At 42.9% G+C, this 26,803-nt stretch carries 17 protein-coding genes; all 17 read right to left on the bottom strand.

The window, feature by feature from the left end; translation table 11 throughout:
- Nucleotides 1-42: 42 nt before the first annotated feature.
- The 17 genes from Q1A18_RS03570 to Q1A18_RS03490 all read right to left on the bottom strand — a co-directional run bounded on the left by Q1A18_RS03570 (nucleotide 43) and on the right by Q1A18_RS03490 (nucleotide 26,773).
- Entirely contained in the window at nucleotides 43-1,101 is a 1,059-nt protein-coding gene (locus Q1A18_RS03570) for a lactonase family protein (protein WP_299577453.1), read from the bottom strand.
- A complete protein-coding gene (locus tag Q1A18_RS03565) occupies nucleotides 1,101-1,904 on the bottom strand; it encodes a glucose 1-dehydrogenase (protein WP_299577451.1) in 804 nt (267 codons plus the stop codon). The genes Q1A18_RS03570 and Q1A18_RS03565 overlap by 1 nt, the downstream gene beginning before the upstream one ends.
- Before the next feature lie 18 nt (nucleotides 1,905-1,922).
- Complete coding sequence (locus tag Q1A18_RS03560) at nucleotides 1,923-2,615, bottom strand: RraA family protein (protein WP_299577449.1); 693 nt, start codon at nucleotides 2,613-2,615, stop codon at nucleotides 1,923-1,925.
- Nucleotides 2,616-2,638: 23 nt separating this feature from the next.
- Complete coding sequence (locus Q1A18_RS03555) at nucleotides 2,639-4,036, bottom strand: glycoside hydrolase family 76 protein (RefSeq protein ID WP_299577447.1); 1,398 nt, start codon at nucleotides 4,034-4,036, stop codon at nucleotides 2,639-2,641.
- Nucleotides 4,029-5,333 (bottom strand): AGE family epimerase/isomerase, encoded by a 1,305-nt coding sequence (locus Q1A18_RS03550; RefSeq protein WP_299577445.1) that lies wholly within the window; start codon nucleotides 5,331-5,333, stop codon nucleotides 4,029-4,031. The genes Q1A18_RS03555 and Q1A18_RS03550 overlap by 8 nt, the downstream gene beginning before the upstream one ends.
- A 30-nt stretch (nucleotides 5,334-5,363) precedes the next feature.
- On the bottom strand, nucleotides 5,364-8,036 hold the full coding sequence (locus Q1A18_RS03545) for a glycosyl hydrolase-related protein (RefSeq protein ID WP_299577861.1): 2,673 nt from the start codon (nucleotides 8,034-8,036) through the stop codon (nucleotides 5,364-5,366).
- 52 nt (nucleotides 8,037-8,088) lie between these two features.
- Entirely contained in the window at nucleotides 8,089-9,408 is a 1,320-nt protein-coding gene (locus tag Q1A18_RS03540; protein ID WP_299577443.1) for a sugar porter family MFS transporter, read from the bottom strand.
- A gap of 16 nt (nucleotides 9,409-9,424) precedes the next feature.
- Entirely contained in the window at nucleotides 9,425-12,289 is a 2,865-nt protein-coding gene (locus Q1A18_RS03535) for a glycoside hydrolase family 38 C-terminal domain-containing protein (RefSeq protein ID WP_299577441.1), read from the bottom strand.
- A gap of 142 nt (nucleotides 12,290-12,431) precedes the next feature.
- Nucleotides 12,432-13,445, bottom strand: a complete 1,014-nt coding sequence (locus Q1A18_RS03530) for a LacI family DNA-binding transcriptional regulator (protein WP_299577439.1) — start codon at nucleotides 13,443-13,445, stop codon at nucleotides 12,432-12,434.
- Between the two features lie 187 nt (nucleotides 13,446-13,632).
- Nucleotides 13,633-14,874, bottom strand: a complete 1,242-nt coding sequence (locus Q1A18_RS03525) for a potassium/proton antiporter (protein ID WP_299577437.1) — start codon at nucleotides 14,872-14,874, stop codon at nucleotides 13,633-13,635.
- Between the two features lie 634 nt (nucleotides 14,875-15,508).
- The gene (locus Q1A18_RS03520; RefSeq protein WP_299577435.1) at nucleotides 15,509-16,888 is read right to left on the bottom strand and encodes a hypothetical protein; all 1,380 of its coding nucleotides are present in this window, start codon (nucleotides 16,886-16,888) and stop codon (nucleotides 15,509-15,511) included.
- Between the two features lie 108 nt (nucleotides 16,889-16,996).
- Nucleotides 16,997-18,802, bottom strand: a complete 1,806-nt coding sequence (locus Q1A18_RS03515; RefSeq protein ID WP_299577433.1) for a family 43 glycosylhydrolase — start codon at nucleotides 18,800-18,802, stop codon at nucleotides 16,997-16,999.
- Nucleotides 18,802-19,599 carry a prolyl oligopeptidase family serine peptidase gene (locus Q1A18_RS03510; RefSeq protein WP_299577431.1) on the bottom strand — a complete coding sequence of 266 codons (798 nt, stop codon included), beginning with the start codon at nucleotides 19,597-19,599 and terminating at the stop codon, nucleotides 18,802-18,804. Before Q1A18_RS03510 ends, Q1A18_RS03515 begins: the two co-directional genes overlap by 1 nt.
- Before the next feature lie 14 nt (nucleotides 19,600-19,613).
- On the bottom strand, nucleotides 19,614-21,227 hold the full coding sequence (locus Q1A18_RS03505; protein WP_299577429.1) for a sulfatase: 1,614 nt from the start codon (nucleotides 21,225-21,227) through the stop codon (nucleotides 19,614-19,616).
- Between the two features lie 21 nt (nucleotides 21,228-21,248).
- A complete protein-coding gene (locus tag Q1A18_RS03500; RefSeq protein WP_299577427.1) occupies nucleotides 21,249-22,814 on the bottom strand; it encodes a sulfatase in 1,566 nt (521 codons plus the stop codon).
- Between the two features lie 63 nt (nucleotides 22,815-22,877).
- Nucleotides 22,878-25,199 (bottom strand): beta-glucosidase BglX, encoded by a 2,322-nt coding sequence (gene bglX / locus Q1A18_RS03495; protein ID WP_299577425.1) that lies wholly within the window; start codon nucleotides 25,197-25,199, stop codon nucleotides 22,878-22,880.
- A gap of 107 nt (nucleotides 25,200-25,306) precedes the next feature.
- Nucleotides 25,307-26,773, bottom strand: coding sequence for a RagB/SusD family nutrient uptake outer membrane protein (locus Q1A18_RS03490; protein ID WP_299577423.1), 1,467 nt, complete (start codon nucleotides 26,771-26,773; stop codon nucleotides 25,307-25,309).
- Nucleotides 26,774-26,803 lie beyond the last annotated feature (30 nt).

The raw sequence follows: 26,803 nt of genomic DNA, 5'->3' as shown, positions 1-26,803 counted from the left end.
AGTTGCCTCGAAGTCATCCTCCAACATGCTTACTCCAATATTTCAATGAGGTGACCAGCAAATAGTCGTTGGTGTTCCACATTCAATTTCTGAAGTTCTTGTCAATCCCCCTTTTTCCAAATCAATTTTAAAAACAACCAGTTTGTTAGAATCCTGGTTGGCCACCAACAGCCAATTTCCCGAAGGATCAATATTAAAATCACGAGGAGTTTGCCCTCCGCACACTTGGAAAGCAACCAAGGAAAGTCGATTTTTATTCCCTTCAATAATTTCAAATACGGCAATAACATCTGCCCCCCGATTGGAAGCATATAAAAACCGCCCATTGGGGTGAATTCGAATGGCAGCCCCACCAAACTCCCCAGAGTAATCTGTCGGTATAACAGAGGCCTGCTGAACCAAATCGAAGCTGTTTTTGCTTTTCCGGAAAACAAAAATTTCTCCCGACAGCTCACTCAACAAGTAAAAGTAATTTGCCTGCTGATCGCTCACCAAATGTCTAGGCCCTGTTCCTCCGGGAAGGACTATATCCAACTCCGGATTTTCTTTCCACAAACTGTCGGACGAATTATACCGATAGACTTTCACCCGATCTATTCCCAGATCGACTAGCAAGAGCCCATCCTCGTCAAATGGATAAGCCATGTGAATGTGAGGACCTTCCTGCCGTTGCTGATTCAAACTTGCCCCATGATGCTGAATTTGTTGTTGACAAGGCGTCAGTGAGCCATCGTTCTGTATTGGAAATACCAAGCAATCACCCGACATGTAATTTGCAACGACTAGACTACCTTTTACAACCGCCAAGTGGCACGCATAGCCTCCGTCCAACTGCTGCGAGTTAATCGGCACCAATTCTCCCTGCATCCCAACCTTATATGCAAACACATGTGGCATCAACGCATGCAAAAGCTCCTCGACTGCATATAAATATTTTCCATCCTCAGAAAACGTCAGATAACTTGGATTCCGCAATGGGATGTAGTTATTGTGACTCAGCTCACCAGTTTCCGCATCAAAACCGAAACAGCCGATTCCCTGCCCAACAGGATTTGGAGCAGGGGAACCGTCTTGCGTATAACTTCCAATGTATAAGTTCATCACTTTGATGTAGTTCTTGAAGGACGAGGATCATATTGAATCGTATGATTCATATAAGCACCGTCAACATACAAATCAGCCCCATTGATATAACTTGCATAATCGCTTGCAAGAAAAGCCACCGACTTGGCAACATCACCTACATTTCCGATACGGCCTTGGGGAATCCATTTTTCAAATTTGTCGACGCCAAAACGTGCAATTTCTTCCCGATTCATTTCGGTCTCAATAGCACCCGGAGCGATCGAAACAACTCGGACGTTGCTTTCAGCCAACTCCAGTGAAAGACATTTGGAAAGCATCTTCAATCCAGCCTTTGCTGAGCAATAATGAGTCAAGCCTTTACGAGGTACACTGTCATGGATCGATGAAATATTAATAATGACACCTCCTCCACTCTTTTCCATCCGTTTCCCGGCTTCCTGTGCACAGAGAAATGGCCCTTTAAGATTGATATTCATGACACGATCCCATTCTGCTTCTTGCATATCCAGGACATGAATTACACTTTCACTTCCTGCATTATTCACCAAAATATCAATCCCTCCCAACTGCTGATCCAGAACCTTAAACATTTCCTGAACCTCAGAGGCAACCGACACATCCGCTTTTACAGGATAAGCCTTTACCGAGTAAGCTGCTTTTATTTCATCAACAACTTTTTCTGCTTTTTCCTTATTCCGGAAATAGTTCACCAAAACATCGGCACCACACGATGCCAGTTCCCGGCATATCTCGGCGCCAATTCCTTGGCTGCCTCCAGTAACCAACACCCTTTTGCCTGATAAATCAATTTTTTCCATACTTCATGCTCTTAGCTATTACATAATGCCATACTTGCGGAACGCCTCAACAGTACTCATGCCTTCTTGTAGTGCTTTCTTAACCACTTGCTCTCCACGAGCTTTTTCAATCGCACCCGAGAAAGCCTCCTCAGCAACTTCCTGAGGAACAACAAGTACCCCATCCCGATCGCCATAAATAATATCGCCCGGAGTAACCTTTATTCCTTCCAACTCGATTGGTACGCGGTAGTCAACAACCTTTCCCCGAGGACCTTGATCTTGTGCATAACCGCCGTAAGAGAAGGTTGGAAAATTCAGTTCAAGAATTTCGTTGGTATCTCTCGAATAACCATGCAAAACAGCTCCTGCTGCTCCAAGTTTAATTGCACGAGTACTCATCAGTCCACCCCAAAGTGCGTACCTTGGCGAAGCACCGGTACAGATATAAACTTCATTTGTTTGCAAGCTATCCAATGCTTCGAACATCAATCCAAAAGGCTTTTGCATCATTGGATTTTTAGTTACCGAAACAATCTCCTCAAAAACATCGGCTTCAAGCACAGGCATTGCTCTCCCAATCACTACGAAGTCGTCTCGTAACGGTTTAATTCCTGGTGAAAGGAATTGATGTTTGAAGTTGAGCTTATCTAAAATATCGCCTACCAAAGCGACAAATAATTCCTTTTTTGCAATGCTAAATAATTCACTATCGTCTTTCCAAATTGCCATTTTCGTCTCTTTTTAAAATGTGTTTAACTTTCCAATGATCGAATTGCCGCACTCAGCATGTCCAAACCAACCGCCTGACAAACACCCCACTTATTCTGCTCCTTCATTTTGGCTAAGTCCCATTGATACACTTCATCCGCCAGTCCCCAGTTTTTTCGGAACTGCTCGATGTAAAGCTTATCATTCTCGCGGCTTGTAAATTCAGGTTGAAATTGATTGGTTGCCTGATCGCGGGTTTGCCATATGGCCTCAACCGTAGCCTTGATGTTTTTGGTAAAGTCAATTTTTCCGAAATGGCCAATCTCTTGTCGGCTGACATATCGCATCATAATGCCACGCCCGGCAACATAATCATTGCCATGATTTGGTCCAAAGCTGGAAAGACAAGGAGCTTCACGAATAATTCCATCCTGTGCTCCGATCAAAGTCGTTTCAATTCCTTTACAAATTCGATGAATGATGGTTTCTGCTTTCTTTTCAAAAGCCCGAACATCAAAACCTTCACCTATTTTGTTCCTCTGCAACCATGCTGCAAGTTCATCTTTCATGGCAATCATGTCGGCCAGAGCCATCACCAGCATGCCTTGGTCGCCTGTCCAAACCCAACCTTCGGCCCATGGCGGATGAATCTTTTCCTTATAATCTGAGCCCTCAAAAAAGGCCATCGGTCTTTCCTGCACCAAAGCACTTTCCGCAGTGATTGACTTTAAATACTCATACTCATCCAGTTCAAACCATGCTTCGAACCATTTCCACTGCCGATAAGCCATATCCAGGTACTTCTCGTTATCTTCCAGCTTTTCATCAAGCGATAACCGGTAAATTCGCGTAGACAGCAGAAACAGCAGCACATTGGTCACCGTATTTTTTACACCACGGCTTTCACCAGCTGCATCGCCATTGCGGCAACCATGTGGGACCGGTTTTGCATCCGAGGTATTATCATAGGCTGTTTGCTTTTTATATTCCCAGCAAAGGTCCGTTGACAGCTTCAGGTATTTGTTTGCTAAATCGGTTTCATTCAGCTTTAACAGATGCTTTCTGGCATTAAGGGCCATAAGTCCCCACCATCCAAAATCATCGGCCCAAAGTGTTCCCGGATCGAAGCGAGCAAAGAAATCCAGATTTTCTTCCAACATACTTTTTACCGCATGCTGCATCTCTTTCACTTTTGGCTCCCCAGGCCAGCGCTGCTGAGCAGCATCAACAAAAGTCAAACATGCATCAAAGGTATTTCCCCGTTTCCAAAAGTCATTGAAATTCCAAACCTCAGCAAAACGGTTAAAAGCTTCAAAAGACCTTATTTTCAGCTGATCTTCGTAGCTGATTTTTGTTGTTTTATCGCATGAAACCCAAAATCCACCACATGATAGCAGGGCTGCTCCTTTTCCTGTATTCACTATAAATTTACGTCTATCCATTCTGTTTATTTTTTGTTTTCAACAAGCTATTTGCATCCGCTGAATTTTCCAGCAGTTCCGAAATTCGATTTACTAACTCAAGCATCGCCCTGCCATTATGATACGGACACTTCCAGGGATCGATTTTCCAATCGTTTCGATAGAAAGGAGAAGGATCATTTTCCGGCTCAACCACGTAAGCTTCACCAAGTCGACTCACTTTCGTAAACCACTCTCCGCGGTCATGATCAATTACAAACTGATCGATAAAACTCCAAGTCAGTTTCACTGTTTCCCAATAGCTTGAATCACCTGTTAATTGATATGAATTCATGAAGCCAACCAAGGCTTCTGCCTGCAACCACCAGTGCTTATTGGTTCGGATATGACTTCCCCAGCGAGTTGACTCCAGAAATACGCCGCCATCTTTATCGACACCAACTCGCAAAACAGCATCGGCCATTTTTAGGATTAAAGGCTTGATGCAAGCGAGTATTTCCTTATCCCCCAAAATCTCAGCAGCTTCCCAGATCATCCAGGAACCTTCAATCTCTTGACCGAAAGAGCATATTTCCTTCGAGCTTTCGGTCTCTTCAAATTCCGTTGTAAAAAACACGCCCAAATGCCCATCAGGTCGAATAATCCGATGAATAAAAAGCTCCAGTAGTTCAGTTAAGCGTCTCTTCACCAGCTCACTTTTCCAAACCTTATACACCGCCGCATAAGCTTCTAAAAGATGTAAGTGTGTATTCAATGACTTTGGCTCGTTATTGTCTGCCATCCGATTTTCGGTTATTGGCTCCCAGCCCCTCGTAAATGACTCTAGGTAACCGGGATTTACCGGATCTTTAGTTTTCGCATCAAGCAAAAGGAAGAACGTTTGAATTTCGCTAAGCAATTCCTCACTTGGTGCAAACTCGTAGTACTTGCAGAGTGAATAGATTACAAAAGCCTGCGCATAGGTATGCTTTACATCGCTTTCGACCTGATTTGACGACGAAAGCTCCATGAAAAAGCCACCAAACTCGTTATCTGCAAAATCCTCACGAATCACTCGGTACGCACGATGAGCCAGCGACTCATAAGCTTTCTCTGGATACTGTTTTGCTGCCGCAGAGAAAGTCCACAAAATTCGTGAATTCAATACACTCGTTTTATTGGCTGACAAAACAGGCTTATTATCCAAATCAACAGCCCCGTAAAAACCATGGCCTTTTTTTTCAACGCCATAGGCCATCCAATAAGCCAGAATATCATCGTGCAACTCTTTCTCAAAAATTTCTAAGTAACTAATTAGTTCCGATCGATCTATCATCATTCCTTCGTTTAGTAATTTCAGAAAATAAGCCTACTTGAGCTTGATCGTCTTTATTTCGTACTTGCCCAAGTCCAGTTTTACCGCACCTGAGCGATTACCCTTCAGTTTTGCCTTATTCTCCTCAATCAGATTGGTTTCATAAACGGTATCAAAAGCTTCCCAAAGTTTCAGTTTAGCTGTTGTTTGCTGACCATCAAGATTATAACACCGAACAACCATGCCATCCTCATTCTCAGCCTTTTTCATGGCTGTAACTACGATGTTATCCTGATCAATACTCAAAAAAGATCCTCTTTCGGGAAGTGGTGCATGTCGATATTTTTCGGGAGCTACAACGGCAAACAGTGCTTCGTTGCTCTCTTTTCCAAAGCGAAATCCATTTTTCCACCCGGGTTGATGAGATGTAATTGAGAATGAATATCGATGATCTCCTGTTTGATGGTAATCATTTCCCTCGCCATGACAACTTCTGCGCGAAGCCAGTAGAATTGGCTGAAGAATCGTTCCAGGCAAGTTTTTTCCTGTAGGATCAACGTAATCCATTCCTACCACGCTGGAAGAAAGTGTAACGCCAAACCCTGTCCCTGATGCATTGATCCAGTTTTCAATACCACGGGGATGCAGCTCTTTACAAGGTGTTTCATAACCATTCCCTGCAATGCCAGTCATCTCATCCTTGCCCACTTCAACAACACCAAAAGGCACTTCGTAGGCCACTTTACCATCATCCATTTTTAGCGGAAGAGCCATCCGGTATTCCCGGAACATGGTTCCATCCCAATTCTTCAGTTCAACATCAAAATCAACCTTTTTCACATTATTGTAAAAGGTTATCTGCAGCTCTGCCACCGCATTTCGGATGGGTTGTCGGTATCGAAATGAAGTATATACCGGTCCATCAGCAACAAGCTCCCAGGCTGTCGGATAATTTCCGGTTTTATCAAAACCATCCATGGAGACTTGCTGTACTTCAAAAAATTCACCAGCACCATTTCCTTCCGACTTGGTTGTAAAGATCTCCCCGGCTTTAAAAAACTGATCGTCAACCAACTCCTTATTGAGCTGTTTATCCAATAAGCTGGACAAACCGCCATCTGCCAACTGGGCTTCAAAAAAGTCATTTTCAAAAGTGGGATTAAACGTCAATGCAGGTTGATTTAGGGGCTCATCAGAAAATTGAGCATAATAGGTTTCATACCCGATAGAAGGCACGTTAGAAGCTACAAAACAAAGCTCTGCCGACTTTAAATAGCCATCTTTACGTTGAACAACCTGACTGAGTTGCACCGGAATTTCCGCTCCACTTTTCGAGAACAACCGAACGGACCGTGCAGTTTCTGCATCGAATTGCATACTTATTTGAACCGGGCTGGTTCGCTCCCAGCTAAGGCTGTTAAAAACCACAACCGGCACTCCTTTTCCTTGATCGGTTGCAACTTTTGATGCCAATGAATTTAAGGAGTTATCCAACAGATACTGAGCTTTGGCATGAGCATCGGCAAAGCGCGCCAGAAAAATATCATCGGTACTTTGCCCGCCTTTTCCGCCCCAACCATGATCCGGATATATTTTAGATTCCCAAGCTTGAGCGAATAAATCAACGGGATAGTTGGCGTAGGATTTCGACACTAAAACATCGGCCATCGCAAATTTTTCAGCAGCCGGAAGGAGCACATCAGCTTTTCGGCTATGATCCAGCGCCCAATGATGAGAAGGCCCATGAATATAAACCCAAACGTTAGGCCGTTCTCCCATAATCGAAGGGAGTTCTTTTGTTCCCTGGCGCATCTGGTCGAAAAACTTATCAAGTGTCGAAAATTTAATCTTCGGAATGCTCACCTCCAGACGTTCCCCATCTTCATTCTCGACGGTTGCCAGGTTGTTCCACAACTTCATAAATGGATCCAGGTTATGAACCGGTTTCGGATCCCAAATAAATTCGAAGTTTAAAACGGCCGGCATTACGGCCTTTTCTCCCGGAATGTAGTCGTACTCTGTTGTCCAGTACAAAGCTTGCTTGCCCAACTCCTTAATGGCCTCGTCGTCTTCCTTCCCCAGGACATTGTAAAAATCGATGTAATGTCCGGGAGAGTACGAAGTGACACTTGATCCATCCGGGCTTTTCCAATCAAACACTCCTCTTCCATGCCGACTGATAAACATGTTTTCCACCCCTGCTTTAGCGAGCAATTGTGGCATTTGCAAGCTCCTTCCCGGAACGTCCGAGTTATAGTAGGATGTTGCATTGTAGCCTTCAAACTCATTTTTCAACCACAACTTACCCAGGTAGAACTGTCTAGCAAGTGATTCGGAGAAATACATTTCCTCATAAGGCTGATTATGCGTTGCTCCAACGAGCATCCGCCCCTCTTTAAGCCGCTGAACAATCTCTTCTTTCTTATCCGGATGACGCGTAATGTACTCACGCATTATGGAAGCCTGCTCCACGTCCATCTCAAAGGCTGCTTCGTCACTTAAACGTTGAAGGAAGGGCGTGATCCACTGCGTATCGCGCATAACCACACATTTTTCAATTTCATCAATCCACCCCAGATCCTGATGAGTTGTCAACGAAAGAAGCACTTCCCCTCCAGCAAGAGCAGAATTTGAAACGTCTTTCAAAACCTTGAAGGTTTCATTCGTAACTTTTACAACCTGATGTTCCTGGGCTTTCCCACTCATTCCAAACAGGGAAAATGCCACGACCAAAAGCTTAACTTTTATTAAAAACGAATTTCTAAACATAGCACTATTCTTATTTCATACTTTCCAGCGTTTTTCCTTTCATTTCCATCAAGTATTTCTTGAAAACGAAAAAGCTTAGAAAGGTCATAATTGAGTAAAAGATAAATACATAACCAACACCTTTCGATCCGGAGAACAAGCCAATAACAACTGGAAACAGAAAGGTGGTTAGTCCGTTAAAAAACCAATGAGAAAATGATCCGGCAGAAGCTCCTCGTGCCCGAATGTTGTTTGGAAAAATCTCGGAAAGAATCACCCAAATGACTGCCCCCTGCGATGAAGCAAAAAAGGCAATAAAGCAGATTAACGAGACAAGCAACATCCAGGAGCTAAAAGCATCAGATAAATAAGCATAGGCAAACAAGCCTAAAAAGAAAGCCATGCCCAATGTTCCGGTGAGTAAAAGCTTTCGCCTTCCAATCTTATCAATAAGCCGCATCGCCAAAATTGTAAAGATGAGATTTACCAAACCAATAAGCACCGTCTGCCCGATTGCCGAATCTGTCGAGAAGCCCGCCGACCGAAAGATATCGGTTGCATAATACATGATGATATTAATCCCCGTAAATTGGTTGAACATGCCAACGGCAATCCCAATAATCAACAATTTTGAGTAGTCCTTTTTAAAGAGAACCGAAAACTTTTGAACAGCTTTTTTATCAATTGTTTTTTGAATCTCCTCGACCAATTTTTCGCTGTCTGCTTCCGGATTTAAATGCTTAAAGACTTCAATTGCTTCTTCTCGTTTCCCTTCTTTTATTAGCCAACGAGGACTTCGATCGATGAAAAAGAGGAGCACGTAAAAAACGATCGCTGGCAATCCCATGGACAGCATCATGTAGCGCCAATTCTTTTCGCCGGTATTGATCAGCAAATAGTCCGTGAAGAATGCAAATAAAATTCCTACAACCACTGCCAACTGAAAAGAAACAGTTAGCCGCCCCCGGTATTCAGCCGGAGAGATTTCGGAAATATACATGGGAGAAATAACGGAAGCACCACCAACTGCAATTCCTCCAATAAAACGAAAAATAATAAACGCCTGAATGTTTGCGGCAAAGCCTGTACCAATAGCCGAGATTAAAAACAATAAAGCCAATACACGAAGAAGCGTTCGCCGTCCAAAGCGGTCTGCTGGTCTTCCAGCAGCCAAAGCTCCCACAATACACCCAACAAGAGCAGCACTTACAGTTGCTCCTTTCATGGCATCTGTCAGGCTAAAAAACTGGGTTATAAATGGAAGAGCTCCATTTATAACTGCCGTTTCAAATCCAAAAAGCAAACCTCCAAATGATGCAGTGAGCGTCGTAATAATCAGTTTCCGTGTCATCTTTTTCCGTTTAGTTTTATTTTAATTCCAGCTTGTAAGTTTCAATCGCACTTCCTTTCAACTTAGCTTTAAATTCATTGGCTGTGTGAGGCACCAAGGTTGGTGCTTCTTCAATTAAGTTGGTCTGATAAACGGCTTCAGCATTCCAATTGGTAGTCACTGAAACCTCCTTATTTTGCCGCTCCACTTCAAGGATTCGAAGCACAACGTTATCGTCATTTTCAGCTTTCTTTAGTGCTGTAATTTTCGTCAAGGCATCAGAAGTTGTCACAAAGCCTTTTTCAATTGGGAGTGCTCCTTGCTGCTTGCCCTCCCGCTGCACAACATGAAAAGGGTGATTTTCTTCAACCCCAAAATGATAGCCGTTTTTCCAACCTGGCTCATGTGAGTTTAGAGAAAACTTAAACTGATGCGCTCCTGTTTGATGATACCAGTTTCCCAGCCCATGACAACTTTTATGCGTTGATAGCAGCACGAAATTCAAGATGGTATAGTCCGCTTTTTCCCGCGTCGGATCAACCCAATCGGCAGTCACAACATTGGTTGATATAGTGACCCCAGCTTGCGAATCGCTTGCGGTCATAAAGTTTTGAATCTCCCTCGGACGTATTTCTGCCGGCTTCTGCCAATAAGTTCCACCCCAAGCCCATCCTTTCGGACGCTGAGTCATTTCATCCTTCCCAACATGAATCATCCCCATAGGAACATCATAGGAAACCTGCGCATCTTCTTTCATATTCAGCGGGAAAGCAGCCCGAATTTGCCGATTATGCCTTCCACTCCAATCGGGGATGTTGTACTCAAAATCAATCTGTTTTTTCTGATGATAGACGGTTATCTTTTGAATAACTTTGAAATCTGCCATTTGGTAAGAAGCTTGAAAAACGGAGAAAATATCACCATTTACAACCTGCTCCCACTGTACACTTTTCTGATGAAGCTCTTCAAAATCTGTCAGGTTTGGTTCAGTTACCTGGACAAATTCGCCAGCACCATGGCCGTCGTAGCCCATGTAAAGTAAGTCACCCGCAGCAAAACGAGTTGAATTGATCATCTCCTTCTCCAATTGCTTGTCATACAAGCTTGTTATTCCGCCATTTCCAAAAGTGATCTTGTAGAAATCATTTTCACAATAGTTGGATGTAACTTCCAAAACTTCAGCCTTTTTCCTCTCCTGTTTTAACTGATAAGTTTTATAGCCAATCGATGGAACATTTTCGACCTGAAACACCAGTTCCTGATTTTCTACGATTTGAGCAGGAACAATTTCTCCATCAGGAGCTACCAAAACCCAATTATCTCCTTTTAATCCGGAAATATCCACTTTGGCAGTCCCATTCCGGGGCCACGACAAATCATTGTAAACAATTACGTTATACTTATTGGGCAAGCTCACTTTGTCCGATATATTTTCCAATGCCGTCCGAAGAATCTTTTGACCTATTTCATTGCCTTGCTCCAACGAAGCCTGAAAAATGCTGTCGGTAATTGCTCCGTTTTTACCTCCCCATCCGTGATCCGGATAAATTGATTTATACCAGGCTTCAAACAATTCTTTCTGAGGATATTCCTCAAAGCTATTCTCTAATAAACTATTAATTGTGCTAAACGTTTCTGCAGCTGGCACATTTACCGCAGCTTGTTTCTTTGCTTTAATAGCCTCGTAATGTGCTGCACCATGAATATACACCCAAAGGTTTGGGCGTTCTCCAGAGATTGAATCAAAACGAGCTTCGGGTGTGTTGATCTCATTCAGAAACTCATCGGCCGTTGAATGTTGTATTTGTGGAATACCCGCTTTTGACTTGCTGGCAATCTTGTTCCATTCTCCAATGACCTCCTCGTAATACTTGGGACCACCGGCATCAGTACTAATAACCAGAGCATAATGAGGAGGCAAATGATGCTCCTGATAATAGTCGTTCCAGTTCTTTAACACCTGATTTAACTTCTGAAGTGCAGTAATCGCATCTTCTTCCAAGTATTTATAAATAAGCAAAGACCATCCATAATTACCCGGGCTGTAGGTCAAAATTTTTGATCCATCCGGACTGTGCCAGTTGTAAAAACCCTCTTTCATTCTGGAAACGAACAAATAATCAATGCCTGCTTTGCTTAGTATTTGTGGTACCTGAATCGATCGGCCAGGAACATCAATGTTGTAGGCAACTTTAGCATCCATCCCCGGCAAATTGTCCTTGATCCACTTGCGTCCGAGATAAGTTTGTCTGACCAACTGCTCGTCGGACTCCAATCCTTCGTAAGGCTGCGTAAAAGTTGCTCCCCACTCAAAGTTCCCCGATTGATAGGACTTGATAATTCGTTGCTGTTCATTGGGTGCATCTTCAATCGCTTCCATCAAATTAAGGCTCTGCTCCATCTCAAATTTAAACTCGGGATGTTCATCAATCAAGTCAAGAGCAGGAAGCACAATATCATGAACGCGCTCATGCCGGCACGAGTCTGGCGTATTCATCCAGGCAATATCCTGGTGGGAAGAACAAATAACATGAATCCGTCCATTTTTGAAATACCCCCAATCATCGGAAACTAAGGGAGTAAATAGTTGTTGATGACTCATTTTCTGCGATGCAGATGTGAACTGGATTTTTTCCGGCTGCCCAATTACCGGCAACCAAAGCCAGGTTGTATCATGCTGCTGAGTGAAACCAGTACGATAACCACGATCAAAAATCAACTGGTCATATCCTTTGACTGATGCTGATTCAACGCTGGCTTTAGCTAGCAGAACACCATCAGCATACTTGGTTTGATAAGGTTTATGATAGTTAAATACCACAGTCTTATTTTGGGCAATTAATGGACTGGCATTAACAGCAACCAGCAATACCATAAATGTCTTTAAAAAGATTGTTTTCATTTTTTATACGTTTTGAATCAAAATATCAGAACCAATACAATACGTCTTACCTCATTCTCCCATGTTTTCCAGCTCTCAGATTTCGACGTTTTTTTTCTTCACTTCTATTGCTAAACCGATTTAGCAATTAGTCAAAAAAATTCTACCCTCCACAGGATTTCCGAACGACAAAATCAGTTTTAAGAACAAGCTGTTTGTTTGTTTCATTTTCTCTCATCGTATCCAACAAGATATTAACAGCCCGATCTCCAATTTCATCAACAGGCTGAATGACACAGGTCATAGGCGGTTCAATTAAGTCGAATGCGTTCATCTGATCGTAGCTCACTACTGCAACATCAGCAGGTACCGACAAGCCTTTCTTTTTTAGACTACGCAGTCCTGCTGCAGTTAAATAGTGTGTTGCAAACACAATCCCATCAACTTTCGGCTCTGCCTCAACCAAATGAGCAATTGCCTGGCTCATTTCCACTTCATAGGACTCCGGACTAACTTCCTGAATAAATGATGACTCCACAGGAAGTCCATGTTTTTTCATTGCTTGTAAATATCCCTCTGTTCGCTGATGGATAGCTTCCAAATCTGATTGTAAAGAAACATAGCCAATTCGCGTTCTTCCCTGTTTGACGAGCTGATCGACAGCGCTAACAACTCCGCCAGCATTGTCCACAATAACAAAATTGGTTTCAATCTCAGGATAATGCCTATCGATCAATACAAAAGGAAAATTCATCTTCTTCAATCGTTTAATCTCTTCTTGATTTTTCTGAGTTGAAGCGATGATCAATCCATCGATTTGCCGATCCAACATCGTTTGAATAAGTTCTTTTTCCCGATCCGGATTTTCTCCTGAGCTACTGTACACAACCGTGTAGCCCGATAACCTGGCCTTTTGCTCTATCCGGCTTGCAATACGGGCGTAAAAGTTGTCCGAGATATTCGGAATAATCAAACCAACCATTTCACTTTTCCCCCGGCTAAGTCCCCGGGCAAACTGATTTGGACGGTAATTGTGCAACTTTGCATAGTTCTTTATCTTCTCCTGAGTTTCCTTACGAATCCTTTTTTCATCTCCCCGCCCATTCAACACGAGTGAAACAGTTGCCTTGGACAATTTTAATTCTTCAGCTATATCTTGTATTGAAATCTTTCTCATTTTACAGATTTGCCAAATCGGTTTGGCTTTTTTAGTTTTAAAAATGGCACGAAGCCATTTCTCTTATTCATCTCAACAAAGAAAGTTAAAATTTATACCGAAAAATGCATCCGTTTAATGTTGTAAAACACTGTTTTTCGCCAAGTGAAAATACAATTAATTTCTTTCTCTATTCTAGCTATAGTAACTAATCTTCCGACTTAAGAAGAGGAATATCGAGGCAAGTTAGTACCTCGTTTTCCGAATCGTTGTCTTCGGCCAATAGGTATAACTTGTCATTGGCATTCAATACGGTCGCTCCATGCGGTGTAATGTAGTTCTCCTCTCTTTTAATAATTGCTATTAAGGACGTTTTGGGAAGCCCGATTTGGACAATTTGCTTCCCAACAACCGAGCTTGTTGCTGGGATTACCACCTCTCTCAACTTGGACTTGATGCTGTCGTTTAATTCCAAATCGGTTTGTGTTCTGGGCTTTAAGTTTTCGGGCAAAGTTAGCCCCAACCATTTGGCAACAACCAAAAGAGTTGTTCCCTGAATTAAAACCGAAGTAATTGAAATAAAGAAAACGATATTGAAAATAGCATGCGCTTTTTCGGCTCCATAAATCAGCGGATAGGTAGCCAACACAATTGGAACGGCTCCTCTAAGCCCAACCCAGGAGATAAACCAACGACTTCGCTTTTGGATCTTGAATGGGATCAAACTAATAAAAACACTAAGTGGCCGAGCTACAAAAATTAAGACCATGGAAATTACCAAACCAATTCCTGCAAAAGGGATTATTTGTTTTGGAAAGACCAGTAATCCGAGCGTAAGGAACAGAATAATCTGCATCAGCCAAGCAAAGCTGTCAAACGATTTTAGAATTGACTTTTTATGTATCAATTCTTGATTTCCAAGAAATACAGCTGAGATGTATACAGCCAGAAAGCCGTTCCCTCCAATAAAATTGGTCGCCGAAAAACTAAAAAACATGATTGCAATAACTAAAACGATGTACAAGCCCTCGTAAACCAGCTCTATCCGGTTAATCACAATGCTCCCCAGTTTACCAATTACTAAACCCAAAATACCACCTAGCAAAAGTTGCTGCAGAAGCATCGGGAAAATAGACAACAAACTAGCCTCTTGGTTAACTACAATGCCTGTAAAAACGATCGTTAAAATATAAGCCATGGGGTCGTTACTACCACTTTCCAGCTCCAAAGTTGGTCGTAGGTTTCCTTTCAGGGCCAGATTTTTAGATCGGAGTATGGAAAACACAGCTGCCGAATCAGTTGATGAAACGATGGAACCAAGTAGCAGACCTTCATAAATTGAGAAATCGGTGACCGCCCAAACAAATACCCCTAAAAAACCAGCGGTAAGCATCACCCCCAAGGTGGAGAGCGTGATCCCCTGCCCTAAAACTGGCTTGACGGATCGCAATTTGTTTTTAATTGAATGGTGTTGTACTCTTAGTGTAAGAAATATTCTTTAATATTGTTATAGGTGATTTATCGCCCCCACAAGAAATACCACCGACCTGGATATGCAACAAAAACTGTACGGCCAGTTAAGAAGCACACCGCTGCCCTCTGCTTATCGGCCACTTGCCTGTATCCGTTTATTATTTTGTGTCTTAAACTCAAATGCCTACTTCTTTTGTTATACCAGGTTTCAGTCCAGCAAAACAAGATTAGTTTAGCATGTTCCTGATCAAAGAATCTTTGGTGATAAACCAGTTCAACTTTAATTGTTTTAAAGAAGCTCTAGGCAACAGATACCCAATGCACATGGCTGCTTTGATGTGGTCGCTAATAATGACCTTTTTCAGTCGTCAGCAGCCTTTCCGGTCCTTGATGAATTGTGCGCGTAAAGCATACAATTGTGAAATGGAATTTACCGGCGACTTCCTTCAAATTTCATTTCACAATGGACACCCTTGTCTCAGGCTAACACTTCCCTCCATCAAGGCAGGTTCCCTAGAGTTATCGCTCATGCTGAGCGAACATAAAAAAAGGTGCAACGAAACTGTGTTCCGCTGCACCTTTCTCAAAAATCCTGCAAAAGCAGGTATTAACTATTTTCGTCGCTGATAATTTGGCTTTTCAGTACTAAAGAAGTCATTGTATTCCTGAAAAAACTCAACACCCAACATTTCTGGCAAAGCTGCTAAACCAAGCAACATGCATGCATAATCAACACCTTCAACTTTTGAAGGACGCCAATTCAAATCGCTGTAGCTGTATTTCCAAAGGATATAATCACCACCATCGGAGATACCTTCACGAGCTGGCAAAGCCATTTTCCCTAATCCACGTGGATCGCGATACATCGCTATCAGATCTTTACGAACTAAATCCGGCAATACAGGTGAATACCCCGCCAGAGCACTCAAGGCTACGTTCATTCCTTTATTTCTATCGCGCTTAGTTCCCACATCTTTGAGAGCACAAATACGATCCACGCAATAGCCTTCCTCTAACTTTCCTTCTCGTTCACGTAGACCAACACCTGCCGTTGTACCCCATTCGTAGGGCTGTTTACCCATGTCATCCAAATCAGTTCTGTCGTGCCACCAGGCACGATCGGCCAAGGCGGCCTGACGCATGGCTTCCTGATACCATTTACTGGTAGAAAATTCATGCACAAAAATATAGTTAAACATGAAGGTAAAATTCGAGGTAAATTCACGTGTCACCTTTAGATCTGTCGGCACTTTAAATGTGTCTCCCGAGCGCGATGTATAGGTTGCATACGGGAGGTTTTCTGGCGTTCCATACCATTCGTTCCACAGTTTATTTGCCGGATCATTTTTCCTTTTTGCCTGATTTTTAGCCATCCATGCTACAAGCATATATTCATTGTAAGGCAATGTCCAATTTCCTGCCGGCGAACCATCAGTCTTCATTTTCAACGAAATTTGCCCCTTGGTCCAATCTCCCACAAACAACGACTGATTAACCATATTAAATAGTTCATCGGCATATTTTGCTATCTGCTCATTAGCGTTAAAATAACGTTTGGCAAACAATACCCCTCCAAGCATCAAATCAGTATCAATAGGACTCCAGTCTTGTCCCATGGCCTTACCTGTTTCGATATCGTAAAAATGAATAAAACAGTTCTCTGCAGTCCGTTCTAATTTGATTCTTTTATCATTATGGCCCAATACCGACTCTAGTGTTTCAACGATCTCCTCTTCGGCCGATGTTGTCCATCCCATTTCGGTTGCAACGCATTGGGCAACCAGCCCCATACCAATATTGGCTGCCGAACCGCGGTTGGTTTCGCCATGGGTACTCACAAAATCATGGTACAGTCCATTGTCAGCGCGGAGCATTTGATAAAACTTTACGGTGTTATGCAATAGTTCTTCTATAATTTCCTGATCGTTTTTTTGAGCTTTTGCACTCCAAACCATCATTGTCGCAACAAGTATCAGAATTAGTTTTTTCATCTGTCTATAATTTATTTTTCAATGGTTCTATGCTACTTGCCAAATCCAATCATACTCGTGTGGGAGTTTATTGCTCATGGCTCGTATCACACTATCCTTTTCTCTCTATTACTTAACCTGTATCGGTTTGGTGTAACTTGAAACACCATTCTCGCTAAAGGCTTCAATGGAAAAATAATATTCCGTATCGCGGTCTAAACAACGCATAAAATGCTCGGTGTCCTCATAGATTAGCCAAGATTGATACAGCTTATCGGGTGCAACTCCCCAGCGGATGTTATAGCCCTGTGCCCCTTTTACCGGCGACCATTTGAGCGTAATGTTTCTTCTGTCCTCTTCGCGTTGAACTGTAAATCCCTTAACAGCAGATGGCTTTTTACCAAATCCTTTACCAAAAACCCTTATTTCAGATATGGCTAAGTTTTTACCAGGGACTTTTACGTTATTGTAACGTACATATCGGGCTTCAACAGGCTGGTTCAATACAATGTATGCGTTGGGTGCATCTTTATAGCTATTGCTTCTATCTACTACAGTTTGCCATTCTTTCCCATCGTTGGATACTTCTATGGTAAACTGATGACGCAAGCCTTCGGTACGTGTATAAATACCTGACTCGTGATCGTGATAATTTAGTTGAAACGCATAAATTTTCCCCGGAGCACGCATCTGAATTTGCACCCACTGTTGATCGTCATTCGCATTGGCCACCCAAAACGACTTTGGACTTTCGTCAGTTAAAACATTTGACACAATCTGTCCTTCGGCAGTTTTCTCCACTGGCATCTCCGTAATATCATAATTGCCATCGGTTGATGTACTTTTCTTAATTTGCATCATAGCGGATGACACCGTTGTTTTACCTTTATATGAAAGCAACATCCAACCACAATGCTCACCAGCTTTGGTTGGATGATTTGGTGCATACCGTGGATAATCACCATAGTGGGTATTGGAATACATCAGGTCTTCATCATCGAAGTAGGTTGGGAACATACACAAACGTCTTTCCCAATGCGAATTAGAAGCCAAGGCCATGGTGGCAAAGTGCCAATATTGATTGTTCGTTTGCTTCACGGTGATGCCGTGGCCAGCTCCGTTGGTAAATCCTCCCGGTTTAAAGCACATGGGATTATTCTTCATATATTTAAATGGACCAAGAGGTGTTTCTCCCACGTATGCACCATCCCCATATACGTTAAACTGCGTACCAGGAGCCGCATATTGCAAGTAGTATTTACCATTGTGTTTGGTCATGGAAGCACCTTCCATATACCCCTCCTTTAACGTTGGGTGAAAGTTATTTTCGCCAAACTGCTCCCAACCATGCTCTTCCTCTACCAGGTTAATCAAATCTTTCGTTACACCAGTTTCAAGCATGCGATCATCTTTATTCAGCATCTTAACACGCAGAGGATGCACGTTTGAGGAGCCCCAGTATAAATAGGTTTTACCATCATCGTCGATAAACAATTCCGAATCCTGGATATTCTTGGAAATTGAAGCCGTAGGCGTCCATGTACCACTTTTCGGATCGTCGGAATACAGTATACTTCCGTAACCAGCGGGGTCTCCTGCAAAATACAATACAGAATCCTTATAGTTGAATGCGGTAGGTGCGTTACAGCCTTCAAAAAACCACTGTGCAGGCTTTATGAACTCCCAATTCACCAGGTCGGTTGAATGCCAATAACCGAATGAACGGGTTACAAACATGTAATATTCTCCACGAAACTCAACGACGGCCGGATCGGCGCCTGAGCGGTAAGAAATATTTCGGCTGGAATTGTAAACCATGTAGGTATAGTCAATATCCAACGGATTACAATACGTTTGAGGTACAACCTCTTGCGCCTTCAATAGGGTCGTAACAAACATTAAAGCCCCAATCAAAGCGTATGTCAATTTATTCATTAGTTTTCTTTTTGATTATTAAACATCCATTTTAATAGTTTAGGTTCCGCAAGTGCCTTATCCCAACTGTTATGATTCGTATTTGGGTAACTGGTATAACGAGTTCGTCTATTCCCTTTACGCACTGTTTTGTATACCTCATAAGAGTAGTGATGTGGCACCACATCGTCGGCCTCACCATGAAAGAACCAAATTGGCAGGTGCTTATAATTATCGGTAATGCGAAAATCATGTCCCCCACAAATTACGGCAGCTGCGGCATATTTTTCTGGCCAGCGGTGTAAAAATTCAAGGGTACCAATACCTCCCATTGAGATGCCCATAATATAGACCCGATTTTTATCGACAGATGGGGTCTCCATATACTCTTCTACCAGTAAATTAACCATTTCAGCCGGACGCGGAGCCACTTTACTCACGGGGAAATTAAATACCCAATTTTGCTGCGCATCCTTATGTTTCGTACGGGCTGTCCACATCGTATCCACCGGACACTGAGGAAAAATGACAATGGCCGGGTATTTTTTGCGAAGCTTTTCATTCAAAAACAGATCGCCACCTAAATTTAGCTGACGCTCATTATCACTTCCCCGCTCTCCTGCTCCGTGCAGAAACAACACAACAGGGTATTGCTTGTTTTCGTCGTAATTCTGAGGATACAGAATACGGTAATTTAAGGTATCTCCGTTTTCTATAAAAGTCCTCTTTTTATAGGCAGCGTAATCCTGAGCCAACACGGATTCAACATGAATAACACAAGCGATCAATGCCAGACTGAGTATCATTTTTAAATTCATGTGTTTCAATTTAATTATTTATTATGCAGATATATTAAGGCCTCACTTTCCAAATACCCAGCTCTGGCCCCCACTACCCTAAGCGTATCTCCGTGCTTAAGTTGAACAGGATGGGTATAATACCTCCAATGTGATAGTTTATTACCATCACCATTCACCTGATAAACCATGGATGAACCTTTCGTTGAACAGCTTAACCGAATGGTATTGCCCTTTCGAATAATCGCCGGTTTATCCACACGTAAAGTTTTCACATTACCGATGGAATCGATCAACTCATATTCGGTTAGTTCTTTGAAGGGCCAATAGTTTTCCTCAACCTGATCAGCCAGATTTCTCATTTTATGCAGCTGATCGGCATAAGTTGAGTCTGTACCCAGGTTATGCATCTCATGCACATCCTCAGTCGTATGGTATAGTTCTTCTTTAGGCCGAGGATAGATAAACCACGATGCTTGCGCGGGCGTTAGTTGATCTTTATTTCCCAGCATCCGGCGCATCGAAGGTATGTTATAACGAAAACCTACATCCAGGTATTCCGGCTGATGTGGCAAGTAATTACGCACATATCGAAAGTGTTTATCACGCACACTTAGTTGTTTGTCGTATCGCGCATCCATACGCTCACGAATGGAAAATACAAAATCCCGTCCCGTATTGGTTTGAAAATCTCCCATAAAAGCTTTTCCATCCATATACTCTGGTGGTTCAATACCGGCCAGTGATAATATCGTTGGAGGGATATCGGCCATATTGAGCATCCGCTCATCCACGCTCCCGCGATCTTTTCCATCAGGGAAAACAACAATGAATGGAATTCTCGTCCCACGCTCGTATACCGAACGCTTTTGTCGAGGCATTGGGCCACCATTATCCGACATAAAAATGATAATCGTGTTCTTGTCCAGGCCAGCCTTCTTTATTTTCAATAGTTCTTGCTTGACGCGTTGGTCCATCCTGTAGATGTTGCTGTACATTACAGCCAAATCTTTCTTTCCAACAGAATCATTCAACAAATAAGGAGGTGCTGCAACCCAGTCGGCCGTTACCCAAAGTGTATCATCCTTGCTTTCCCAAAGCTTTTGCTCGTGTGACTCCAGATAGGTAAAGACCGAGAAGAAGGGTTGGCCCTTAGACCGGTGTTCCCATGTTGCATTATGATGACACTCATCCCAAAAAGTAAGCTGATTAGCAAACTGATAATCCTTTTTTCGATTATTGGTGCAAAAATAGCCTGCTTCGCGCAAATATTCCGTAAACGCCTTCATCCCTTCAGGTAAAACAACCTGGTAGGCGGGCATCCGAAAAGGATGTGCTTTGGGGCCACCACCGGTGCGCATATGATTGGCTCCAATGGATGTTGGAAACATACCCGTCATCAGAGCAGCCCGTGAGGGAGCACACACTCCCACAGGCGAATACATACTGCTAAACCGAATGCCTTGCTCTGCCAAACCATCAATGGTTGGACTCTTGGCTGTTGTGTCGCCATAACAGCCAAGATATGGATTAATGTCTTCAGCTATAAGTAATAGGATATTGGGTTTATTTCTAGCAACCACCTGAGTTATGCCCATCTGTAAGAGCACCACTACCAGTGATATTTTCCAAAAACTATTATTCTGCATATCGATTTAATTTACATATGCTTACTGCAAATATTTTTGAGGCACCTGGTATTGGTGAATCAGTTTTTCCAGTTCGGCATGTAATTCAAGCTGAATGTCATTATATTCGGCTAATCCGTACACGTTGTTCATTTCGGTTGGATCGGCTTTTAAATCATACATTTCCCAAACATTATCCTTGTAGAAATGAATGAGCTTATAATGGCCCATTTTCACCCCGTTATGTGCTTTCACACTATGAAAACCAGGGTACTCATAGTAATGGTAATACAGTGATTTCCGCCAGGGTTCTGCCGTTGGGGTTCCATCAATTAATGGCAGCAATGAATGTCCCTGCATTTCTTCCGGAGCATTCACACCAGCCATATCCAGAAATGTGGGTGCAAAATCAATATTTTGCGTCATCGCTTCCACTTTTTGTCCTTGCTTGGGGGCAAATGGGTCGCGGATAATTAAAGGCATACGGAAGGATTCCTCATACATCCATCGCTTGTCAAACCAACCATGCTCTCCCAGATAAAAGCCCTGATCGGATGTGTAAACGACGATGGTATTCTCCAGCAGTCCTTTTTCTTCAAGATAGTCATAAATCTCTCCCACACTATCGTCAATTGACCGAACACAAGCCAGGTAATCCTGCAAATAACGCTGCAACTTCCAAATGGCCTTTTCTTTATCCGTGCGTTCGGTCTGGTAAAAATCATCATTGCGTTCACGATAAGCTTCTAGAAATGTTTGTCGCTCTTCATCGGTCATCCGACCAAAGAAAACCTGTGGCCAACGGTCGTAAAGTAACTGATCACTGCCCACACCATCAACCATTTTCAGATCGTGGCCTTCGTAGGCATGTTGGTAAATATTCATTTCCTGAACCTTAGCCGCTTCGCGACCTTCGTAATTATCGAAGTAGTTATCGGGCACAGGAAATTCGGTATTCTCAAACAAGCGGTAATATTTTTCATCAGGAATCCAGTTCCGATGAGGAGCCTTATGCTGCATCATTAAAAAGAACGGCTTGCTTTCGTCGCGCTCATCGAGCCACTTTTTAGTGAAATCCGTAATCAGGTTGGTTACATATCCCATGAACTGCTGCACCGTATCCTTAGTCACAAAATCAGGGTTATTGTACTCGCCCTGATCATTCAGAATCTGATAGTGATCGAATCCGACCGGACGCGTATTCAGGTGCCACTTGCCAATAATAGCTGTTTGGTACCCATTGGCTTGCAAAATATTGGCAACCGTTGGCTGATGCCCATTAAATTTGGTATTGTCATTTCGCATCAAACCATTGGCGTGCGAGTGTTTTCCGGTAAGAATAGTTGCCCGACTGGGGCCACAAATCGAGTTGGCACAGTAATTCTCGGTGAACAACGCACCTTCGTTGGCCAGGCGGTCAATGTTGGGTGTAGGCGCCAGTTTGGTAATTGGGTGACCATAAGCACCTATTGCCTGCAGCGCGTGATCATCCGATATAATATAAAGAATATTGGGCTTGGCACTTTTTCTATCTTTCGACGTGATGCCGCATGAAGCTAGCAGAGCCACATTGAAGGATAGAAGTATTGTTTTTGAAAAGTATCGCATAATGTTTTTGCTTTACGTGGTAATATCTTATATAAAAAAAGCCCCTTGCGGGGCTTCCCTCAATTAATTGTATTTGAAGTTTGCATGATTTGATTCGTCAGCTGAGCTTGCCCCAATCCACAGATTAAAATCACCGGATTCAGCAATCGGCTTAAGATCTAAACCGAGGAACTCAATGGTCTTTTCATCGATGGTAAACTCAATGGTTTTCCGTTCGCCTTTTTTAAGGGCCACTTTATGGAAATCTTTAAGCTCTTTAACCGGACGGGTTACCGAGGCTGTGATATCCTGAATGTACAACTGGACAATTTCTTCTCCATCAAAATTACCCGTATTGGCAACTTCCACGGAGGCCTTAATCGATCCTCCTTTAGAGAAGGAGTCTTTATCCAACTTCAAGTTACTGTACTCAAAACTTGTATAGGATAAACCATATCCAAAAGGATACAATGGCGTGTTCTCCACATCGATGTATGATGAACGATAATCTGCCGGACGCTCTGAGTTATATGGACGTCCCGTATTTTTTGCATTGTAGAAAATAGGTATCTGACCAACGTTACGAGGGAAAGTCATTACCAATTTTGCTGATGGGTTGTAATCTCCCGCTATAACATCCGCCACGGCATGACCGGCCATAATACCAGGAAACCAGGCTTCAACAATAGCATCCACATTTTCAGCTTCCCATGATAAATCCAACGGACGTCCGTTGAATAATACCAGCACAATTGGCTTACCTGTCTTTTTCAGTTCTTTTAGCAGTTCGCGCTGATTTCCGGGTAAAGTAATATCTGTACGACTAGCTGCTTCTCCTGACCAGTGAAAGTTTTCTCCCATTGCGACCAAAATCACATCGCTGTTACGAGCGACTCGAACAGCTTTGGCAAAACCGCTTCTATCAGCACTATTAACAGGCGTTATTTTTTGTGTTCTCCGATCGAGTAAAGGCAATTTAGTACCTTCAGCATAGTTAAATTTGACGTTGGAACCAGCATATTTAGCATTTAAGCCTTCGCGTAAGGTTACCGATTTTTTGCGGTCGCCTTTCATGGCCCATTCTCCATTCAGGCTTTCACGCTCATCAACAAACGGTCCGATCAAAGCAACACGTTTAGCTGACTTTTTATCTAATGGAAGAACATTGTTCTCATTCTTCAACAGGACAATGGATCCTTGAGCAGCTTTATGCGCTAACTCCAGCTTGTCTTGGCTCATTATTTCTTCTTTCTCGCGCTGTGCATCGCAATAACGATAAGGGTCATCGAACAGTCCCAGTAAAAATTTCATCTCCAAAATACGGGCAACGGCAACATCAATCTGCGCCTCTGAAACTTTGCCTTCTTCCACTAATTCACGCAAATACCCAACAAAGGCCTCGCTAATCATATCCATGTCAATGCCGGCATTTAAGCTCAGTTCTGCTCCATGTTTCAAATCTTGTGCGTACCCATGGGCAATCAGCTCCATGATTGCTGTATAGTCGGTTACAACCAACCCTTTAAAATCCCATTGCTTGCGTAAAATATCGGTATATAAGTATTTGTTACCGGTGCATGGAACGCCGTTTAAATCGTTAAAAGCGGTCATAAAGGAACCAACGCCTTCGTTGATGGCTGCTTGAAAAGGAGGGAAATAAGTTTCATGCAATGTGTGCTCCGAGATATCCGTGGTGTGATAATCGCGGCCTGCCTGTGCAGCTCCATAAGCTACAAAATGCTTGGCACAAGCAATCATGGTGTTTCCTTTATCTAGCCCGGTATAATTATCAATTCCCTGAAAACCTCTTACACGGGCCTGAGCCACTAAAGACCCCAGATAAACGTCTTCCCCGGCACCTTCCATAACGCGCCCCCAACGAGGATCGCGCGCAATATCAATCATAGGCGCGAAGTTCCAGGCTACGCCTGAAGCAGTAGCTTCTTCAGCTGCTGCCCGGGCCGTTGCTTCCATCAACTCCAAATCCCAGGAACAGGCCTCTGCCAAAGGAATAGGAAAGGTTGTTTCCAATCCGTGTATTACATCCGCTGCAAATAGCATCGGGATCTTCAAGCGCGAGTGCTTCATGTTCTGCTCCTGCAGCATTCGCACATAGTCGGCACCAAACACATTGAAGGTACTACCAATCATCCCTTTTTTAAGGTACTCCCCTGATTTATTATCACTTACCTCTCCGGTTGGCGCAAAGTTTCCGGAATACTGATTCATTTGGCCAATTTTCTCATCAAGGGTCATCAGTGACAGTACTGAATCCACTTTATGCTCAATTACCGGATCACCACTGTAGCTTTTCCACATCGTTTTATACTCTTTGGGCTGCGAGCAAGCTACTACTGCCAGAAGTGAAACAGCAAGAGTTCCTTTATAGATAATTTTATTTAACATAGCGACTTCATTTGTGTTTAATGTTATCTCGAACGTTTATTTAAAATTTGGTATTAAAAAAGGTAGAGGAGTACCCCCCTCTACCCTATACTAACAATGATTGATTATTATTCCTGAACAGGAGCTAACAAATTGGGGTTCAAATCCTCCTGACTGGTTGGAATTGGTAAAAACTCGTGTTTACCAGCAACAAAACCAGGTAATACATCAGCGGCTTTTCCGGTGCGAACCAGGTCGTTAAAACGCTCGCCCCACTCCACTGAGAATTCCGCACGACGCTCATCAAGGATATCTTCAATAGTCGGGTTACTGATTGGCTCTAAACCAGCACGCAAACGTACCTCGTTAAATGGTGTAGCTGCATCGCCCCCCACTTTTACTTTGGCTTCGGCATTCATCAGCAACACATCAGCATATCGCAAGATGCGAATGTTGTTGTTCGAACCATAATCGTTCCGTCCTTCGGTGATTTGAGATTTAGGAACATAGGCTTTACCGTTATAATGCGCTTTAATGTCCATATAATCAGGTTGAAATAAGTTGATATTATCTCCGGCTGGCGTTACAGCATCTGATTCCAGAACTGCTACATCCCAACGTTTTGTCTCACCTCTGTCTTTCATAAACTGAATAAATTCAGGCTCCAATAACATAAAACCCCATCCGGAAATAGGTGCTTTATTATTACGTGGCCCCTGGTGCTGGAACCAAGCTCCTCCATAAACCTGGTCACCGCTTCCATTGCCAAAATCAGTAAACTGCAATTCATAAATTGACTCTGAACATAGTTTTCCAGGAATCTTAAATAAATTGTAGTAATCTTCGTACAAGCGATATCCACCATTAGCGATAATTTCATCAGTCAAGGTTTTCACCAGCTCGTAATTACCTTCCAACAAAGCGACTTTAGCTTTTAATGTCATTGCTGTGTACTTGGTAACTGCCCCTTTATTTACGGGTTGACTTTCGGGAAGGTGGGTAATGCAAAAGTCCAAATCTTCGTGAATCGCTGCACGCACTTTGGCCTGACTGCTGCGGTAAGGAAAAGCAAAGTTTACATCTTCCGCATCAATAAGAGGCACATCACCCCATAGGTTCGAAATCATGTAATAAGCTAAAGCGCGGTGAAATACGATCTCAGCCTCATACTGATCGGCCAGTACTAATTGATCATCAGTAGTCAAGTGCTCCCGAAAACGATTCAATAATTCGATGTTATTATAAGCTCCAATAACGATCTGGTAATAAGCATTCCAGGTGTTATTCAAGACCCAGAAGCCTTTCACTGCATCATAATTAAAGTTCTCGATATCCAGATAAGTACCCTGGTCGGCAACAGAGCCACCACCTTTAGTTACCTCATCGTTACGCACATTTAGTAATGGCCATATTTCCCATTGAGCCAGTTTGCGACGTGCATTCGCATATACGCCAGATACAGGTGCATACATTTGACTAGAATCGGTATAGTCGATGTCTTCTGTTGGGATGGTGCCTTCCTGAACAATGTGCAACCAGTCCTCGCAGGAAGTTAACATCAGTACTCCCAATAATAATACGATATATTTATTCATGTACTTCATAATTGTTTATTTCTAAAACAG

The sequence above is a fragment of the uncultured Sunxiuqinia sp. genome, assembly GCF_947495665.1.
Lineage (GTDB): Bacteria > Bacteroidota > Bacteroidia > Bacteroidales > Prolixibacteraceae > Sunxiuqinia > Sunxiuqinia rutila.
The sequence above is the reverse complement of the archived record's forward strand: the minus strand, read 5'-3'. Positions and strand labels throughout refer to the sequence as shown.

What these genes read in the sequence shown, in the direction of transcription:
- Q1A18_RS03570 (WP_299577453.1), bottom strand. Translation starts at nt 1,101, where the DNA reads ATGAACTTATACATTGGAAGTTATACGCAAGACGGTTCCCCTGCTCCA.
- Q1A18_RS03565 (WP_299577451.1), bottom strand. Translation starts at nt 1,904, where the DNA reads ATGGAAAAAATTGATTTATCAGGCAAAAGGGTGTTGGTTACTGGAGGC.
- Q1A18_RS03560 (WP_299577449.1), bottom strand. Translation starts at nt 2,615, where the DNA reads ATGGCAATTTGGAAAGACGATAGTGAATTATTTAGCATTGCAAAAAAG.
- Q1A18_RS03555 (WP_299577447.1), bottom strand. Translation starts at nt 4,036, where the DNA reads ATGGATAGACGTAAATTTATAGTGAATACAGGAAAAGGAGCAGCCCTG.
- Q1A18_RS03550 (WP_299577445.1), bottom strand. Translation starts at nt 5,333, where the DNA reads ATGATGATAGATCGATCGGAACTAATTAGTTACTTAGAAATTTTTGAG.
- Q1A18_RS03540 (WP_299577443.1), bottom strand. Translation starts at nt 9,408, where the DNA reads ATGACACGGAAACTGATTATTACGACGCTCACTGCATCATTTGGAGGT.
- Q1A18_RS03535 (WP_299577441.1), bottom strand. Translation starts at nt 12,289, where the DNA reads ATGAAAACAATCTTTTTAAAGACATTTATGGTATTGCTGGTTGCTGTT.
- Q1A18_RS03530 (WP_299577439.1), bottom strand. Translation starts at nt 13,445, where the DNA reads ATGAGAAAGATTTCAATACAAGATATAGCTGAAGAATTAAAATTGTCC.
- Q1A18_RS03520 (WP_299577435.1), bottom strand. Translation starts at nt 16,888, where the DNA reads ATGAAAAAACTAATTCTGATACTTGTTGCGACAATGATGGTTTGGAGT.
- Q1A18_RS03515 (WP_299577433.1), bottom strand. Translation starts at nt 18,802, where the DNA reads ATGAATAAATTGACATACGCTTTGATTGGGGCTTTAATGTTTGTTACG.
- Q1A18_RS03510 (WP_299577431.1), bottom strand. Translation starts at nt 19,599, where the DNA reads ATGAATTTAAAAATGATACTCAGTCTGGCATTGATCGCTTGTGTTATT.
- Q1A18_RS03505 (WP_299577429.1), bottom strand. Translation starts at nt 21,227, where the DNA reads ATGCAGAATAATAGTTTTTGGAAAATATCACTGGTAGTGGTGCTCTTA.
- Q1A18_RS03500 (WP_299577427.1), bottom strand. Translation starts at nt 22,814, where the DNA reads ATGCGATACTTTTCAAAAACAATACTTCTATCCTTCAATGTGGCTCTG.
- bglX (WP_299577425.1), bottom strand. Translation starts at nt 25,199, where the DNA reads ATGTTAAATAAAATTATCTATAAAGGAACTCTTGCTGTTTCACTTCTG.
- Q1A18_RS03490 (WP_299577423.1), bottom strand. Translation starts at nt 26,773, where the DNA reads ATGAATAAATATATCGTATTATTATTGGGAGTACTGATGTTAACTTCC.